Annotated in this window: 16 protein-coding genes; 5 read left to right on the top strand and 11 right to left on the bottom strand. The window is 62.3% G+C overall.

The features are described 5' to 3' along the window. Positions 1-9 precede the first annotated feature (9 nt). Both SPBM01_RS15290 and SPBM01_RS15285 read left to right on the top strand, forming a co-directional pair. A complete protein-coding gene (locus tag SPBM01_RS15290; protein ID WP_188062481.1) occupies positions 10-2,154 on the top strand; it encodes a catalase in 2,145 nt (714 codons plus the stop codon). 2 nt (positions 2,155-2,156) lie between these two features. After that, complete coding sequence (locus SPBM01_RS15285) at positions 2,157-3,815, top strand: FAD-NAD(P)-binding protein (protein WP_262504447.1); 1,659 nt, start codon at positions 2,157-2,159, stop codon at positions 3,813-3,815. A 5-nt stretch (positions 3,816-3,820) separates the two neighbouring features. On the opposite strand, the gene SPBM01_RS15280 is transcribed toward SPBM01_RS15285, so the two are convergent. From SPBM01_RS15280 to SPBM01_RS15270, 3 genes are all read right to left on the bottom strand, one after another. After that, a complete protein-coding gene (locus tag SPBM01_RS15280) occupies positions 3,821-4,087 on the bottom strand; it encodes a GlsB/YeaQ/YmgE family stress response membrane protein (protein ID WP_188062480.1) in 267 nt (88 codons plus the stop codon). A gap of 45 nt (positions 4,088-4,132) precedes the next feature. Further along, a complete protein-coding gene (locus SPBM01_RS15275; protein ID WP_188062479.1) occupies positions 4,133-4,354 on the bottom strand; it encodes a hypothetical protein in 222 nt (73 codons plus the stop codon). Between the two features lie 107 nt (positions 4,355-4,461). Next, positions 4,462-5,682 (bottom strand): cytochrome P450, encoded by a 1,221-nt coding sequence (locus SPBM01_RS15270; protein WP_188062478.1) that lies wholly within the window; start codon positions 5,680-5,682, stop codon positions 4,462-4,464. A gap of 119 nt (positions 5,683-5,801) precedes the next feature. Here SPBM01_RS15270 and SPBM01_RS15265 point away from each other — a divergent pair, with 119 nt between their 5' ends. Continuing rightward, entirely contained in the window at positions 5,802-6,167 is a 366-nt protein-coding gene (locus SPBM01_RS15265; RefSeq protein ID WP_188062477.1) for a nuclear transport factor 2 family protein, read from the top strand. A gap of 23 nt (positions 6,168-6,190) precedes the next feature. Here SPBM01_RS15265 and SPBM01_RS15260 read toward each other — a convergent pair whose 3' ends face one another. From SPBM01_RS15260 to SPBM01_RS15250, 3 genes are all read right to left on the bottom strand, one after another. Beyond that, entirely contained in the window at positions 6,191-6,991 is an 801-nt protein-coding gene (locus SPBM01_RS15260; RefSeq protein WP_188062476.1) for an SDR family NAD(P)-dependent oxidoreductase, read from the bottom strand. An 86-nt stretch (positions 6,992-7,077) separates the two neighbouring features. Then, on the bottom strand, positions 7,078-9,471 hold the full coding sequence (locus tag SPBM01_RS15255) for a TonB-dependent receptor (RefSeq protein ID WP_188062475.1): 2,394 nt from the start codon (positions 9,469-9,471) through the stop codon (positions 7,078-7,080). Between the two features lie 151 nt (positions 9,472-9,622). After that, positions 9,623-10,501, bottom strand: a complete 879-nt coding sequence (locus SPBM01_RS15250) for a helix-turn-helix domain-containing protein (protein ID WP_188062474.1) — start codon at positions 10,499-10,501, stop codon at positions 9,623-9,625. 228 nt (positions 10,502-10,729) lie between these two features. Between SPBM01_RS15250 and SPBM01_RS15245 the strand changes: the two genes are divergently transcribed. Continuing rightward, positions 10,730-12,016, top strand: a complete 1,287-nt coding sequence (locus SPBM01_RS15245) for an MFS transporter (RefSeq protein WP_188062473.1) — start codon at positions 10,730-10,732, stop codon at positions 12,014-12,016. A 56-nt stretch (positions 12,017-12,072) separates the two neighbouring features. On the opposite strand, the gene SPBM01_RS15240 is transcribed toward SPBM01_RS15245, so the two are convergent. The 3 genes from SPBM01_RS15240 to SPBM01_RS15230 form a co-directional block, all read right to left on the bottom strand. Then, positions 12,073-12,468 (bottom strand): hypothetical protein, encoded by a 396-nt coding sequence (locus SPBM01_RS15240; protein WP_188062472.1) that lies wholly within the window; start codon positions 12,466-12,468, stop codon positions 12,073-12,075. Then, positions 12,465-13,313: an NAD(P)-dependent oxidoreductase gene (locus tag SPBM01_RS15235; protein ID WP_188062471.1), complete on the bottom strand. Its 849-nt coding sequence runs from the start codon at positions 13,311-13,313 to the stop codon at positions 12,465-12,467. Before SPBM01_RS15235 ends, SPBM01_RS15240 begins: the two co-directional genes overlap by 4 nt. Positions 13,314-13,440: 127 nt before the next feature. Next, positions 13,441-14,751 (bottom strand): MFS transporter, encoded by a 1,311-nt coding sequence (locus SPBM01_RS15230; RefSeq protein WP_188062470.1) that lies wholly within the window; start codon positions 14,749-14,751, stop codon positions 13,441-13,443. 150 nt (positions 14,752-14,901) lie between these two features. Between SPBM01_RS15230 and SPBM01_RS15225 the strand changes: the two genes are divergently transcribed. Continuing rightward, positions 14,902-15,171 carry a PRC-barrel domain-containing protein gene (locus SPBM01_RS15225; RefSeq protein WP_188062469.1) on the top strand — a complete coding sequence of 90 codons (270 nt, stop codon included), beginning with the start codon at positions 14,902-14,904 and terminating at the stop codon, positions 15,169-15,171. 169 nt (positions 15,172-15,340) lie between these two features. Here the strand turns inward: SPBM01_RS15225 and SPBM01_RS15220 are convergent, their stop codons facing one another. Both SPBM01_RS15220 and SPBM01_RS15215 read right to left on the bottom strand, forming a co-directional pair. Then, positions 15,341-16,471: a phosphotransferase family protein gene (locus SPBM01_RS15220; protein WP_188062468.1), complete on the bottom strand. Its 1,131-nt coding sequence runs from the start codon at positions 16,469-16,471 to the stop codon at positions 15,341-15,343. A gap of 3 nt (positions 16,472-16,474) precedes the next feature. Continuing rightward, a complete protein-coding gene (locus SPBM01_RS15215; protein WP_188062467.1) occupies positions 16,475-17,557 on the bottom strand; it encodes a TIGR03857 family LLM class F420-dependent oxidoreductase in 1,083 nt (360 codons plus the stop codon). Between the last annotated feature and the right edge of the window lie 22 nt (positions 17,558-17,579).

Below are 17,579 nucleotides of genomic sequence, written 5' to 3'. Positions count from 1 at the left end.
GAATCAGCGATGCCCGCGAACGGCGACAAGACTTCACCGGCGAACGAAAACGCCCTGCACGATCATCAGCCCGGCGCAGGCAATCCCGGCTTTTCCACCGGCACCGGCAATGCCGGGGAAACGCACCAGACGGTCAAGGGCGACGATCCCTCCACGGTCCTGACCGACAATCACGGCCATGCCATCGCCGACAATCAGAATAGCCTGAAAGCCGGCGCGCGCGGCCCCACCCTGCTGGAAGATTTCATCCTCCGCGAAAAAATCTTTCATTTCGACCATGAACGCATCCCCGAACGGATCGTCCATGCGCGCGGGTCCGGCGCGCATGGCGTGTTCGAATGTACCAATCCCATCCCGGAACTGACCAAGGCCGCGATCCTGCAAAAGAAGGGCGACACCTGCCCGGTGTTCGTCCGCTTTTCCACCGTCGCGGGCGGCGCAGGTTCGGTCGATACGCCGCGCGACGTGCGCGGCTTTGCCGTCAAACTCTATACCCAGGCAGGCAATTGGGATCTGGTCGGCAACAACATCCCGGTCTTCTTCATTCAGGACGCGATCAAATTCCCCGATCTGGTCCACAGCGTGAAGATGGAGGCGGATCGCGGCTATCCGCAGGCTGGTTCCGCCCACGACACTTTCTGGGATTTCGTCGGCCTGATGCCCGAAACCCTGCACATGGTCATGTGGGCCATGTCCGACCGCGCCATTCCCCGCTCGTTGCGCATGATGGAAGGATTCGGCGTCCACAGCTTCCGCTTCGTCAATGAAAAGGGGGAGGGGCGCTTCGTCAAATTCCACTGGAAGCCGGTGCTGGGCATCGAATCCACGACATGGGACGAAGCGGTCAAGATCGCGGGCGCAGACCCGGATTTCCACCGCCGCGACCTGTTCGAAGCGATTGCGGGCGGCGATTATCCGCAATGGGATCTGGGCATACAGGTGTTCGATGAGGCATGGGCCGCCAAGCAGCCCTATGACGTGCTGGACGCGACCAAGCTGATCCCCGAAGAAGTCGTGCCGGTCCAGATCGTCGGTCGCATGACGCTGAACCGCAATGTCGATAATTTCTTCGCTGAAACCGAACAGGTCGCCTTCCTGCCCAGCAACATCATTCCCGGCATCGATTTCTCCAACGATCCGCTGTTGCAGGGGCGTCTCTTCTCCTATCTCGACACGCAAAAATCGCGGCTCGGCACTACCAATTTCCACCAGATCCCGATCAACGCGCCCAAATGCCCGTTCCACAATATGCAGCGCGACGGCATGATGCAGACTCTGGTGCCGACCGGCCGCGCCAATTACGAACCCAACAGCCTGAACGAAGCGGGCGAGGATGCCGGCCCGCGCGCATCGCCTGCCACTGGCTTTACGTCCTTCGCCGTCAATGACGAGCGCAACGACGGATCGGAAAAGCTGCGCATCCGCCCCGACCTGTTCGCCGATCATTACAGCCAGGCGCGGCTGTTCTTCCGGTCGCAAACGGACAATGAGCAGGCACATATCGCGTCGGCCATCGTGTTCGAACTGTCCAAGGTCAGTCTGGAGCATGTCCGCGCCCGCGTGCTGTCGCGCCTGCGCAATGTCGATGAGACATTGGCCAAGCGTGTCGCGGAAGGTCTGGCCATGGACCTGCCGGACGCTGCGAAAGCCGCGAAGACCCCCATCGACATGGCAGTGTCCGACGCGCTGTCGATCCAGAAACAGGCGAAGGACATACTGACCGGGCGCAAGGTCGGCATATTGTTTGCCGACGGGTCGGACAAGGCCGCCATCGACACGCTCAAGGGACAGATCGAAAAGGCGGGCGGCACTGCCTTCCTCGTCGCGCCCAAGGTCGGCGGGATCAAGGTGAAGGGCGGCACGCTCAAGGCTGACGGACAACTGGCCGGGTCGCCGTCCGTCATGTTCGACGCCATCGCCTCCATCCTGATGCCCGATGCAGCGGAGAAGCTGACGAAGGACGGCGCGGCGGTGCAATGGTTCATGGATGCCTTTGCCCATTGCAAGACCATCGCCCATTGCAAGGGGACGCAGATCTTGCTGGACAAGGCCAATGTCGAACCGGACGAGGGCGTCGTGCCGATCGAATCCTTCATCAAGGTCGGGACCAAGCGCCACTGGGCGCGTGAGCCAAAGGTCCGCGATCTGGCGTGAACATGACCGGCGGCGGGATGATGCAACCATCGCCCGCCGCCCACCTGTCCGGGGGCAAACAGACCATGCAGCGCATTGCCATTGTCGGCGCAGGGCCGACGGGGCTTTACAGTTTCTTCTCGCTTCTTAACGGGGACGCGCCGCTCGCCATTTCGATCTTCGAACAGGGGGAGCAGGCGGGCGTCGGTATACCTTATAATGATAACGACAATATCCGCCTGATGCTGGCCAATATCGCCAGCATCGAAATCCCCCCGCTCACCTGCACCTATCTCGACTGGTTGCAGGGTCAGGATGCAGCGCGCCTTGCGCGCTATGGCGTGGAAAAGACTGGCCTGCACGACCGCCAGTTCCTGCCGCGCATCCTGCTGGGCGAATATTTCCGCGACCAGTTTCTGGCGCTGCTGGACATCGGCCGGGCGCGTGGCTTTGCCATCGACGTCCATGAATCCTGCGCCGTTACCGATATAGAGGCGCGGGAGGATGCTGTCCTGCTCTGGGCCGGGCCGGGCATCGACCCGCACCGTTTCGATCGCGTCGTCATCGCAACTGGCCATGTCTGGCCCGATGAGGAAGAAGCGACCCGCGCTTTCTTCCCCAGCCCCTGGTCCGGCCTGCTCGATGCACAGATCCCGCCGTGCAAGGTCGGCATCATGGGAACATCGCTCAGCGCGATCGACGCGGCCATGGCCGTTGCCGCCCAGCATGGCCATTTCGCCAGACAAGCCGATGGCATCCTGCGGTTCGATCGGGATGCGGGCAGCCAGGCGCTGTCCATCACGCTGATGTCGCGGTCGGGCATCTTGCCCGAAGCCGATTTCTATTGCCCCATCCCTTACGAACCGCTGCGTGTCGCCACGCCGCAAGCCATCGCGCAGGAAATAGAGGTTGGCGAACATGGCCTGCTCGACCGCGTCTTCGCGCTGGCGGCGGCGGAAATCGCGCAGGCCGATCCGGCATGGAGCGCGCGCATCGCCCTGCCCGGCCTGAACGCGGATATATTTGCCGACGCCTATTTCGCCGATCGCAACCGGCACGACCCGTTCCGCTGGGCGCATTATAATCTGGCGGATGTCGAACGGAACAAGGCGGAACGCCACACCGTCCCGTGGCGCTACGCCATCCTGCGCCTGCATGAAGCGGTGCAGGCAATCGTCGCCCATCTGAGTGAGGATGACCGCGCACGGTTCGACGCGGGGCTAAGCCGCGTCTTTATCGATAATTATGCGGCCATCCCGTCGGAATCCATTCGCCGTCTGCTGGCGCTGAACAAGGCGGGCGTGATCGCGCTGCTCGAACTGGGAACCGATTATGATATGGACGTGGCCGAAGACGGCACATCCATTACTGTCGATGGCACGACCCATCATTATGCCATCTTCATCGACGCGCGTGGCCAAAAGCCGCTGGAGACGAAGGATCTGCCTTTCCCCCGGCTCAAGGCCCAATTGCTCGAAGAGGGCGACGATGTCCCCGATGTGGGGGACGACTATATCCTGCAATCGCCCGCCATCATCGCGGGCCGGATAGCCTTTGGCGCGATACCCTATCTGATGCGCGACCATCCCTTTACGCAGGGAATCACCGCCAGCGCGGAAATCGGCGCCACGATCGCCAATAAGCTAACGGAAAAGGGCGCTCCGACGAATAGAGCGCCCTGACCCGGTCAGCGAAACCGCTTGCGCTGGAACCAGTTGACCACCGCCAGCAAAATGACCGCGCCGACAAAGGCGATGATCAGGCCGGTCAGCGAAAATTGCTGCACGCTGCCCCGCACGCCCAGCAACGGCCCGGCCAATGCGTTGCCAATGACCGACCCGACGCAACCCACGACGATGTTAAGGAAAATCCCCATCGACGCATTGCGGTTCATGACGATGCTTGCCAGCCAACCGGCGATGCCGCCAACGATCAGTGCGATGATCCAGCCCATATTCCTACCCCTTCTGTCGAAACTATCCGCAAACCGTCGGGAAAATCAGTAGCGCCGCGCACGGCTGGCCCCACTGTTTTTCCGGTCGAGATGATGCTTGATCGCATAACCGCCCGCAAGCGCCATGATGAGGCCGACCGGCCCCGCCCGCTTGAGCAGCGTGGTCGCGGCCAGACCCGCCACCAGCCCGCCGGTTTCGCTCATGCCCGCCGTGTGGCTCGCGACCTTCTTGCCTACCAGAGCGCCTATCAGATTACCGATCATCATGATCCCCTTTCGTCTGGCAAAACTCTCAGGCGATCCTGCGGTTCCGGTGTTGTGGGAGATAGGGGGAAGGGGTGCCGGGCCGAAGGACGCCGATCACCCCCGGCAGATCACCCCCATTGCAGGTGCAGGTCGGGAACATGCAGGATGTTGCCGACGAAATACGGCACCTTGAACCCGTCCTTGATGCGGAATTCCGGCAATGTCGTGACGAATTCCTCCACCGCAATCTGCAATTCCAGCCGCGCCAGATGCATCCCCAGGCATTTGTGGATACCGCTGCCCAACGCCATATGCGCAGCCTTGCGGTCGAAACGGATCGCCTGCGGGTCTTCATAATAGGCCGGGTCGCGGCCGATGACTGGCGAACAGAAAGCGACATAATCGCCCGGCATGATCGTCTGCCCCTGAATTTCGATCACTTTGGTGGCGATGCGGAACGCCGTGACGGGCGCGAAGGCACGCAGAAATTCTTCCACCGCCAGCACGATCAGCGACGGGTTGGCGCGCAACTCCTGCTGCTTGTCGGGGTTTGCCGCCAGATAGTTAAAGATATTGCCCAGCAGCGACGTGACCGTGTCCAGCCCGCCGATATACAGGTTGAAACAATGGCCCAGCACTTCGTCGTCATTCCACAGGCGGCCATCCACCTCGAACGTCAAAATCTTGCTGATATAATCGTCGCGCGGTGCAACCCGGCGCGCCTCGATTTCCTCCATCAGATAGTTTTTGACGCAGCGCACCGCATTGCCGCGCACTTCCCAGTCATTGCTGTGGAGCAGCTCCTTTTCCCATTTCAGGAATTCGCCCATCCGCGCCTGCGGCAGGCCCAGCAGGTCCAGCACGATGAAGATCGGGAATTTCTCCGAAAAATCGGCAATGAAATCGCACCCGCCCTTGTCCCTGAATTCGTCGATCAGGGTGCGGGCGCGTTCACGCACCTGTTCCTTCATGGCGAACATCTTTTGCGGGGCGAAATGGCTGTTGAGCGCCTTGCGATAGGCGGTGTGGACTGGCGGATCGGCCTCGGTCGGGATCACCAGCCAGTTTTCGCCGATATTCTGCGCCCATTTGCCCATGCCATTCTTGGTGAAATTATCCGCGTCGCGAAGCATCGCCTGCACGTCCTCGGCATTTTTCAGCAGCCATCCGGGCTGGTCGCCGGGAAAAATGTTGGTGACATAGGTGATCGGCGGCAGGTCGGCGTGCATCTGGGGGATCAGCACGTCCTGCGGATTGTCATAGGTCACCTTGCGCGCGAACAGCGGCAGGGCCATCGCCAGTTCCGCCGGCACATGGGCTGGCAGGGGCTTTTGTGCGAGTGCGGTCATTTAACTCTCCGAAGGGGGATGGGATAAAGCCTGTCCTTGCCAAAGACAGGTGCGGCCATCGCCACCCGCGCCAATTTGGCACGCACGCGGATCGACCGCGACGACAGGAGGCGATGAACATGAGCGAAGCAGCGACGCTGGATCTGGAACAGGCGATCCGCGACAATTACCGATTGTGGAACGAGGGCGAGCGTGATGCGCTCGACCGGCTGTTCGCCGCGATGGGACCGAACGGCTTCACCATCGAATATGTCGGCGCGCCCGTCATGGACGGTCCGGTCGCCATGGCGGAAATGTGGACGCAATATGGCGGCCAGTGCATCACCGAGCCGGTGGAGGTCATCGTCAACGGATCGGAAGGGGCCGCCTATGTCCTCAACCGGCTTCAGACGCCGGACGGCATCGTCACCTTGCCTAGCCTGGAAACCTATAAGGTTAAGGACGGACAGCTGACCATCCGCTATTTCCACCGGGCCGCGCATTAAGGATCGGCAGGCAGCGGACATGGTCAGTCCGCTGCCTGCATGAAGGCCAGCAGGTCGGCATAATGGGGTTGATGCACCAGCCCGCCGCCGGAAATGGAGATATTCTCGCCGGTGATATAGCGCGATTCATCGGACGCCAGGAAAGCGACCAGCGCGGCAATATCTTCGGGCGTGCCGAATTCGGGCGTCAATATGTGCCGCTTGATGATTTCCTTCAGGCCCGGCACCGTTTTTTCCAGCGCGGGGGTCAACACCACGCCCGGCGCGATGCTGTTGCAGCGGATATTCTGCCGCCCATGCTGGGTCGCGACATATTTGGTCAGGCCGATGATCGCCGCCTTGGACGATCCATAGGCAATCCGCGCCAGATCGCCTGCCGTGCCGGAATTGGAAGCGGTGTTGATGATCGACCCGCCACCGCCCGCAACCATATGGGGAATCGCATATTTGCACCCCAACAGATAACCCGTCAGGTTAACGTCCAATATTTCGCGCCAGATGGCGATGGGTATATCGACGGCGGTCGTATCCTGCGGGCTTTTGGCCGGGTCGGTCATCGCCGCATTATTGTGCAATATGTGAAGGCCGCCGAAATGATCGACGCAACGGTCCACCAGCGCCTTGACCGACACCGGATCGGCCGCATCGAACTGCACCGCCAGCGCCTTGTCGCCCAGCGGTTGTGCAGCGCGGATGGCTGCATCCTCGAACAGGTCGGCGATCACGACGCACGCGCCTTCGGCGACGAAGCGTGCGGCTACGGCGGAACCGATGCCGCCACCGCCGCCGGTGATGATCGCAACCTTGTTTTCCAACCGCATCATGCCCGAACATTCTCCTTCTACAGGCTTGGGGAGAAGGCCGTTTCGCCCTCTCCCGTCGCCCCTTCTATCCGATCAGCCGTAGCGGATCAGAATTTGAACGTCGTTTCAACGCCATAAGTACCTGGCTGACCGACATAGGCCGCCGCAATCCCCAGCGTCCGGTACAGATCGGGGAAGCGCCGCAGCAGATATTTCTTGTCGCCGATGTTGCGGCCATAGACCGCAATCTCGACATTGGGATTTTCCAGCTGGAACGCGATACGGCCGTTGAAGATGCCATAGCCCGGCACCCGGCCCAGCGTATTTTCAACTTCATAGGCCGCCTTGGTCGCGGCCGAAGCCTGATCCGCGGCCTTGACCGCATCGAAATGCTGCGCGCCGATATAGGCATAGGCACCCGTGACGGCCAACGTGCCGCCGCCCAGCGGTATTTTCTGCGTCGCGCTGATGTTCAACTGCTTCTTGGGCAATTGCAGCAGCGGCAGACCGCTCAGGTCGACGACGCAACCATTGACCACGCCTGCGGAATTGGTGCAGCCGCTACCGGCAATCACCTGCGTCTCGCTAAAGCTGCCCTTGACATATTTGCCGTTCTGCAAGCTGCCATTGACGCTCAACGTCATGCCTTCCCACGGGACGACCGTCAGTTCGTTTTCGATGCCCCAGATGCGGACCTTGCCGTTATTCTGGATATATTGGGTGACACCGATGCCCGTGACGAAGCTGTTGACGATCGCCTGATTGTCATCCTTCCACGTATGGAACACTGCGGTGTTGAACCGCACGCGCCGGTCGAACAGGTCGACCTTCAAACCTGCTTCGACATCCTTGACCTTTTCGGGCGAAAAGGCGGGCAGACCACCTGCACGCAGGTTCCAGCCACCAGCCTTGGCCGCGCCGCGCGTGGCGAGGTAGAGGAAGATATTGTCGGCCGCCTGCCAGTCGACGCCCAGATTCCATGCCGGATAGTTGAACTTGGCATTCTGCACCTGGTTGCAGGTCGTGGCCGTCACAGGCTCCGATGGGGTCACGGTGCAATTGATGCCGGTCGGCGTGCCTGCCACCGGGACATTATAGGGGCGACCCAGAACCTGCGCATTATGCAGCACGCTGTTGCGCGTGTCCCATGTGTAGCGGAACCCGCCGACCGCGCGCAGCGTGGGCGTGATCTCATAATAGGCCTGCGCGAACAGACCGAACGTCTTGTTGGTGACGTCCGCGTTGGAATCGCGGATCAACCCGCCGAAAATCTGCGAACGGCTGAATTCATATCCGCTTTCCTTGCCCGCATAGGCGCCGGTGATGAAGCTCAGGCTGTCGGTAATATTACCCGAAACCTGCAATTCCTGCGACACATAATAGGAACCGGAACCGGCAAAGGTGCCAAGCAGCGGCACCGCCGTCGCGTCGGTATCGCTCAGCCCGTAATTCATCGAATGGCGATAGCCAGTGATGGATTTCAGGTTCAGCCCACCCAGTTCGACGTTGATCGTGCCGGAAAAGCCATAGACTTCCAGCGTGTTGAACGGCTGCACGCCATAAAGCGCCTGCGCTTCGGGCGTCAGCGTGCCGATGCCCGCCGCGATCGACGTGCCGGTCGCCATATTGTCCCACCAATTGGCCTTCTTGAGCAGACCGGCGGTCAGGCCGGGCTGGAACGCGGCCGGGACGATCGCGGGGTTGAAGGCATAGAGCGCGGTTTGCTGGCCCTGGTTGGTCTGGCGGTTCCAGTCCGCCGACAGGGTCAGATCCCAGCCATTGCCGTCATATTTCATCTTGCCGCGCAGGAATTTCGACTTGTTGTCGGAAAAATCGCGGTTGTTGAGCGGATTGTTGCCATAGCCTTCGCGGTCGTTGATCGCGCCGCTGACGCGGATCGCCAGATCCTGCGCCAATGGCACGTTGACGCTCGCCGACACGCCCAGATTGTTATAATTGCCATATTCGGCCTTGAACGTGCCGCTCAGCTGGTCGTCCGGCTCGCTGGTGATGATGTTGATCGCGCCGCCTGTGGTATTACGGCCGAACAACGTACCCTGCGGCCCGCGCAACACTTCCAGACGCTGAATGTCCTGAAGGTCGGTCATGCCGGTCGAAGGACGGGGGATGTAGATGCCGTCGATATAGGTGGCGACGGCGGGGTCATTGGCCAGGATCGGCTGGAGGTTGCCCTGCCCGCGAATGGCGACGAACACGATGCCGTCGCCGCCCGCCGAACCGCGCCCGATGACCAGGCCCGGTGCCGTGCGCTGAAGATCGACGACATTTTCGACTTTCGCCGTGGTCAATGCTTCGGGGCTTAGCGCAGTGACTGCGATCGGCGTGGTCTGAAGGCTTTCCTCGGTCCGCCGCGCGGTGACGACAATGTCCTGAATGCCAGTGACGGCACCTGTCTGCGGCTGCTGCGCGTAGGCGGGCTGTGCCATGGCGGCAATCAGCGCGCCTGTGGCAATGGTTCCCAGAGTGACGGCTTTGGTCATAAATCCTCCCTGCTTATTTTTTGTGATCGGTGCCTTCGACAGCACTTTGTTACGAAACCGTCCTAGCGGGCGGCGGATCGCGCCCATAGGGACCGGACCCTGATTGACTGTGCAGCGACAGGTTTTGGCCGCTGTCCGATATTTTGCCTGCTCAATGTACCTGCGTGGGCTGGCAGCGATAATCTTTGGGCGTCTGCCCCGTCGCCGCGCGAAACGCGGCGGAAAAGGCCGACGTGCTGCTGAAACCGCAGCGCCAGCTGACTTCCTTGATCCGGCTGCTGTCACCGCGCAGCAATTCCTTGGCCAGCGCGATGCGGCTGCGCGCCACAAATTCGCCCAGGCTGACGCCGGTGCCATCCTTGAACACGCGCGCGACGTGCCGCACGCTCATATTGCATCCGCGCGCAATGTCGGCGACGCCCAGCGAACCGGACAGGTTATCCATCACATAATCCACGATATGGCGCACCTGCCGCCCGCACCGCGAAGCGCCCGCGCCCAGATCCTGCGGTCCCATATGCCGCACCAGTTCGACCGCCAGCCCCATCATCATGGATTCGATCAGCGTCTGGCTGGCAAAACCGGGCGCGCGCAATTCCGCCGCCAGCCCCTCGAACATCCGGCGCATCGCGATATTCTGCACGTCCGCGCACGGGTCCAGCCCCTGGAGCGGCCGCTGCCCGTCGAACAATTCTTCCAGAAACAGGTCGCCCAGCGCAACGCACACCAGATGCCGTTCCTGCAAGGCAGGTTCGCCGACATATTGGCGATGCGGCGGCATATAGAGAATGTCGCCCGCCGCCGCGCGCCGGTTCGGCCCGCCCATGCTCACGATGCTGCGGCGCGGCTGGCTGTCGAGCGAATAGTCGAGATAATGTTTTTCCGGGCTGAACACGCCGGTGCAGGGCAAAACCCAGTTGAAATGACGCACATCGACCTGCGCATCGCCCATGGTCGCCATCGCTTCTATATAGAAGTCGTTGACCCCGAACCTTTCCTGTCCGGTCCAGTCGCTCTCCGGTCGAAACATCGTTTCCTCCGTCCGTTTCTATTCTGTCTTTCCCCCTGCATAGGCCATTAGTCCTACTTTGCCTCTATCTTCGGGTAGGTATTGGCGTGGCCCATATACGACATGATCTGGCCAGATGGCGGCATAGCCCCCGGTGGCTTGCGCCCCGCAGACAGCTAGGCTGCGCCAATCAAAAAAGACGGAGAGGCCCGCGATGCACATCCCCTTTATCCAACGACGGCGCGCGGCATGAAAGCGCGGGTGGAAAAGCCGACCGATATGGGCCGCTATCCCTGGTATGTGCTGGGCATATTGACGCTGGCGCAGACCTGCCACGGCATCGACCGCGCGATCATCGGGCTGGTGCTGGCGCCTGTCGGGCGCGAATTTGCCCTGTCCGATGGGCAATTGGGGATATTGGCGGGCTTTGCCTATGGCATCTTCTTCGCGCTTGCCGCTTTGCCCTTTGGCGTGGCAGTCGACAGCTGGAACCGGCGCAACCTGATGGCCGCAGCGCTGACGCTGTGGAGCGGCGCGACGGCGCTATGCGGGCTGGCGACCGGCTTCTGGACGCTGGTGATCGGGCGCGCGGCGGTCGGCACGGCCGAAGCGGGCGGATCGCCCACCGGCATGTCGCTGCTCAGCGACTATTTCGGGCAGGATCGCCGCGCCACCGCGATCGGCATCTGGTATCTGAGTTCCGGCATTGGCCTGGCCATCGCCTTCATCGTCGGCGGCGCGATTGTTCAGAGCGTCGGCTGGCGCTGGGCCTTCGTCGCGGCGGGCGTACCGGGGCTGCTGCTTGCCCCCATCCTTCTGCTGACCGTGCGCGAACCCCGACGCGGCGCGCTCGATGGCCCTGCCCCGGCGCAACAGGATGATCGCGTCGGCCTGATGCAGCGCATCGGCCTGCTCGCCGCACGGCCGGGCCTGCTCTACTGCATCGGCGCGATCGTCCTGATCGCGGCGGGCATTTACGGCATGAGTACCTGGCTCACCACCTTCCTCATCCGCGTCCACGACATGCCGATCGCACGAGCAGGCATCCTCATCGCCATAGCCTATGGCGGACTGGGGTCACTGGGCGGATTTCTGGCGGGCTGGGTGATCGACGCCATCAACCGCCGCCGGGGCGGCTTCGACCCTGCGCGCACGGCGCTGTTCGGTGCGTTCATTCCGCTGCTGACCGCCATCACCGGCATCGGCACCATGCTGGTCCACGACCTGCAACCCATGCTCATCCTGATGATGGCCTGCGGCTTCCTCAGCGCCTCCTACAATGGTCCCATCTATGCCGTCATCGTCACCATCGCCGGACCACGCCTGCGCGGGCTGGCGGTGTCGATGGTGCAACTGGGCGCGAACCTGATCGGCGTGGGCGCCGGCACCTATCTGATCGGCGCGGTCAGCGATTATGTCGGCGGCAATGAAGGCGTCGCCTGGGGCATCGGCACCGCCATGCTGTTCACCTTCGCCGGTGGCCTGATGCTGCTGATGGCGTCGCGCACCATCCGCCGGGCAGAGGCAAACGCATAAAAAAACGGCCCGGTCGTTTCCGACCGGGCCGCCCCTTTTTCCTCATGTCCGCTGGCTTATTCGGCTGCGGCTTCCCGCTCCTTGCGCCGTGCCTTGGCCGCCTCTATCCCCCGGAACACCGTGGTCGTATTGCCCGCCCCGGCGTAGAACAGCAGGAACAGCGGCAGGAAATCCAGCTCCTCATCCGTAAATTCGCCATTGATCAGCGCGCCGTTCATCTGGATCTCGACCAGGTCGGGCCGCCCCAGCATTGCCGTCGCGCCCAACACCATCAACCGCTTCTCGCGCATCGAAAACGTCTCGCTCGCCCACAGATTGGCGAACTGGTTGCCCACGATTTCCTGATTGAAGGCGGAATCGCGGAACGGCAGCGTCATGGCCGACATGCCCGGCCCATAGACCTTGTCGAAAACCTCCAGACCCTTCTGCCACTGTGCTTCGTCGACCTTCATGCCTTCTCTCCCATCACATCGGCCATGCCCACGACCGCCTGATCGGTCCGCCGGGTCAATTCGATCAGCGGCAGCGTGATGCCATAGCTGCGCGCCAGGTCGATCGCCGCGTCCAGATCCTTGATCATCAGCGCGCGGGTATATTCGCGGATCGCCGCTTCCTGCGCGCTAGTCGCCGGATCGTCGCGGATCGCCAGCATCAACGGGCCGCCCACGCTGTCCGAACTCGCGTCGATCACATCGCTCAACTGGCGCACGTCCACGCCCGCATTGCGGCACAGGATCGCCGCTTCATAACCGGCACGCAACCCGCCAAAGACGATGACGTTGCGCGCGATCTTGGCCGCCATGCCAGCGCCCGGCCCGCCCATATGCGCGACCTGCTTGGCAAAGCCGTCCAGCACCGGGCGCACCCGCGCCACGCTTTCGTCGCTGCCACCGACCAGGCAGACCAGACCATTTTCGCGCGACTTGGGACCGCCGGTCACACCGCTGTCGACCAGGGCGACGCCCGCCGCGTCGGTCAGCGCGCGAATGGCGTTCAGATCCTCGATCGAAACGGTCGCGACCAGCACGATGCTCATCTCCGGTCGCGCCTGCGACAGCACGCCGTCGGGACCGGACAGGACGTCCACCGTCTGCTTGGCATTGACCACGGCGATGATGACGACATCGGCCTGCCGCGCCAGTTCCGCCGGGCTGGCGACCACGGGCGGCACACCCTCCAGCGTGTCCGCCGCATCGGCCCGCACGTCATAAACCGCCGCCAGCTGACCGCTGCGCGCCAGACAGATGGCGACGCCCGCCCCAATCTGTCCCAATCCGATTACGCCTGCATTTTTCATCCTCAACATCCTTTCCGTCGCTTGTTAGCGATACTGTGGTCGTGATGGCGACAGCCTGACACAGCCATGCCCCCGGCGTCATCCCGCACCGAACGCGGTGGCCGAACATCGACAGCTTTGTCGCCGCTCACGACGCATTTGCCTCACGCGGCAACTGGCGCGCAGCCAGCAGATAATGGCCCACCGCCAGCAACAGCACGGACGCGGCCAACTGCATACTCAGCTGCAAACCATCGGCCGCCGCACTCAGGCAGGCGGGCGCAGCCTGCCCCGTCTGGCAATCGGCGGCATAGTCACCGGCATAGAGAAAGACGGCCAGCCGGTCGCTCAGATAGCCCAGCACGACAGAACCCAGCCCCAGCCCCGCCACGGTCTGGCCGAAACTGTGCAGCGCGGCGGCCGACGCGCGCATCCGGGGTTCGACCAGCGACTGGGTGATCGTCATGATCGCAGGAATGAACGCATATAATAATGCCGTCGCCATGAACAGGAAGCCGATCAGCCAGCGCCAGTCGGCCTGTTGGATCGCCAGCAGATAGAGCGGCAACGCCAGCCCTATCGCAATTGCGGGCGCCCACCCGCCCCAGCGCATGTCGCGACGGATCAGATGGCCGATCAGATAGCCGCCACTCACTTGCCCCACCATCGTCGCCAGGCTGAACGACAGGGCGAATATCATCCCCGCCTGCGCCAATGGCAGGTCGTATCGCCGCACCAGCAGCGGGATCAGGAACAGGTTGGTGCCAAAACCGACCATGCCGACAAAGCCACTGCCAAAGGTCAGGTGCAGGAAAGCAGGCGACCGGCCCAGACGGCGCAACACTGCGCCAAATGGCGGCGTATCCGCCCGGTCGCCCGCATCGGCACGAACAGGTTCGGCTATGGTCAGGAACAACAGGGCCGCCAGCAACAGGCCCGGCGCACCGACCGCCACCAATGCCATGCGCCAGCCGAAATGCTGCGCAATCGCCCCGCCACCGATTGCGGCGATCGCCCCGCCCAGCGGCACGCCCAGCGCAATCAGCGAAAATACGACCGCGCGCCGCCCGGCATCGAATCGGTCCGAAATCATCGACACCAGCGCAGGCGTAAAACCCGCCTCCCCCACGCCCACGCCCATCCGGCACAGCAGCAGTTGAACATAGCTGCCCGCCATGCCCGACAGCGCCGTCATGAACGACCATAGCACCGTCACCACCGCGATGATGCGCACCCGGCTGTAACGTTCGGCCAGCCGTGCCAGCGGAATGCCCAGAATCGCATAGAAGAAGGAAAAGGCCAGCCCGCCCAGCAAGCCAAGCTGAAGGTCGCTCAGCCGCAGGTCATGGCGAATCGCTTCGCCCACCACCGCAATGATGGTGCGATCGATGAAATTGAACATGTAGATTGCGCCCAACAGCAGCAAAAACCAGCGATCGCGTGCGCCAAAACCCGTCATTTCCGCCCTCATCCCTCGTTCGCGGTCGTCTTGCCGCTGGTCATATCAATACAGATAGAACAGATTCTTTCCGATGTGTATTGGTTTTCTCTTGAAACTCGCTCTCGCCTGCGCCAACAGATGACCATTATCGACAAGAGGATATTGGACATGAAGATGATCATCGCGCTCGCCGCTCTCGCCATGGCCGCACCGGCGCTGGCGCAGGCACCCGCTGTCGATCGCAACGCCGCGATCTTTTCCGCCGAAGGGACCAAGATCGGCAAGGTCGACAAGGTGCTGAATGCCGACGACGGCGCCCTGACCGCCATCCGCGTCATCTATCGCGGCAAGTTCATCACCATCCCCGCCACCACGCTCAGCGCGGGCGAAAAGGGCGTGATGACCAGCCTGTCGAACGCTGACCTCAAAAAGCTCTGAACCGGGCGAAGCATTGTAAAAAGGGCGGCTGGGCATTTCCCTGCCGCCCTTTTTTTCCATTTCGCCGCTATAAATGGGAATATCTCATTTATTACTTAGCACGCTAACGAATAAACGTCTTTATCGCTACATATGTCCATCTCGCTGTCTACCGATGGCGCCCTTCCGCTCAGGCCGCCTGCTCCTCGACCGGCGTCAGATTCTTCATGAAAGCCACGAAATCCGGGCCGAATTGCGGCACCGGCAGGCCCAGCTTCTCGGCCAGATATTGGGTCATGAAATTGTCGTTCAGCGACTTGTTGGTCGCCGGAATATTGCCGATCCCCACCTGCCGGTCGAACGCCCCGACCGCGACCAGCGCCATGCGCAACGCGGCCACAATATCGTAATAATCCAGATGCTTCGCACTCTGCCCGGACCCCGCTTCCCAGATCGCGATCGTCTCGTCCCGGCTCGGCAACCCCTCCAGCCGGGTCACGCCGAAACGCCGCCCGAACAGATCGTCGAAATAAAGCCACCAGGCCAGATCCAGCTCCGCCGGGCCAAGCGCGGCCAGTTCCCAGTCGATCAGCGCATTGACGCTGCCGTCCGGCGCGAACATCACGTTCGACGGCGTGGGATCGCCCCACAGCACATTGACGCCCGCATCATCGGGCATGTTCGCCCGCACATAGGCCATCGCCGCATCCACGATCGGCATCGCCCGCCCGCGCCCCGCCGCCCTGTGCCACGCCTCCAGCGCGCCGACATATTGGTCCAGCCCCGGCTGGCCATTTTCGGGCTGCGCCAGAAAATCGAACCCGTCGCGCCAGTCGATCGTCGCCATGCTGGCAAAGGCGGAAATGGCGTTGGCAAAGCTGGCCCGGCGCTGGTCCGGCGTCATTTCGACCAGCCAGCCGTCCAGATTATAATTGGGCTTCTGCTTGGCGCATTCCCCTTCGACCTTGCCCATCACCAGGAACGGCAGGCCAAGAATATCGGACTCCAGATACATGCCGATCCACGGCGGCACGGGCAGGTCGCCACGCGCATAGAGCGCGGCCATCATCTTGCCCTGCAACGCCAGGCTGCTGCCGAATACCACCTCCAGGTCCATCGGCTGGCGGCGCACCACCAACGTCTGGTTCTGCGCCCCGGCGGGGTCGACATAATCGACATCGACGAAGAAGATATCGGCGGAAAAGCCCGCCCCCAGCGTGACGTTTAGCGGCCTGACGACGATATCGCGCCAGTCCGGCTTTTCACTCGCCAGCCAGCCCTGCAACTGCGTGGTAATGCGCTCCGGCGTCAGATATTCCATGACTTACAGCCCCTTCGCCGCCAGAGCGCGCTTCAGCTCGACGGTCAGCGGACCCATGTCCTTGGGCGATGAACCATGCAGCAATATCTCGTCCGCCCCGGCATCCAGAAACGCCATCAACTGGTCGGCGCACTGCGCCGCCGTGCCGACGGCCGCGCCCTCGTCCAGCCAATGTTGCGGGATCAGCTTGCTGACATCGACCAGTTCCTGCCGCGTATAGGCCTGGTCCGCGGGCTTGCCGTTCAGGCTGGCAATCTTGGGGTGGGCGCGGATCTGGTCCAGCACACCCTTGTCCCAGCCATTGATATCCACGATCAGGTCGCCGAAACCGGGCAGCTCGAAATAGGTGATGGCCCGGCCGCCAACGACCGCTTCCTCCTCATCCTTGGGCAGGTCGGGGGCGACGATGATATTATGATAGATGCGCACCGCCATCGGATCGCGCCCGGCCTTTTCGGCGGCATCGCGCACGATCTTCGTGCTGTTCTTCACCCCCTGCGCCGATACGAAGGGATGCAGCAGCACCCCGTCGCAATGTTCGCCGGCAAATTCCAGGCTCTTGGGACCGATGGCGGTAAAGATGATCGGCGGCGGTGTGCCGCCATGGCGATCGGTCAGGCTGATCGCGGGGAATTTGCCCAATATGCCCTCATAATCGACCTTCTCCCCCGCCCACAGGCGACGGCAGATGGAAATGAGGTCGGCCAGCCGCTCCATCGTGATCGGCGGCGACCCCAGCATCTTCATATAAGCAGGCACCGCCCGCGCGAACATCAGGCGGAAACGGTCCCCGCTCATCGCCTGCATCAGGTCCGCGACGCTGGCAGTGACCAGCGGGTGGCGCATCGTCGCATACATGGTGCCGGTGATGCGGATCTTCGACGTCGCCTGCGATACCGCGCCCGCCAGCACCGCCGGTTCCTTCAGCGCATAGCGTTCGGAAATCCACACGCAACCCAGCCCGATCCGCTCGGCCTCCTGCGCCTCCTCAATACCCCGGCGCGGATCGGTGACACGTCCGGGCAGGATATAGGTGCCGAACTTGTCGAACAACGCCTGCGCGCCGGGTTCCATTGCTGCCGTCATATCCTGTCCTCTCAAATCTATG

Origin of the sequence: Sphingobium sp. KCTC 72723 (assembly GCF_014280435.1) — a bacterium.
Classification (GTDB): Bacteria; Pseudomonadota; Alphaproteobacteria; order Sphingomonadales; family Sphingomonadaceae; genus Sphingobium.
Note: the sequence above shows the minus strand (reverse complement) of the source record. Positions and strands in the feature narration are given on the sequence as shown.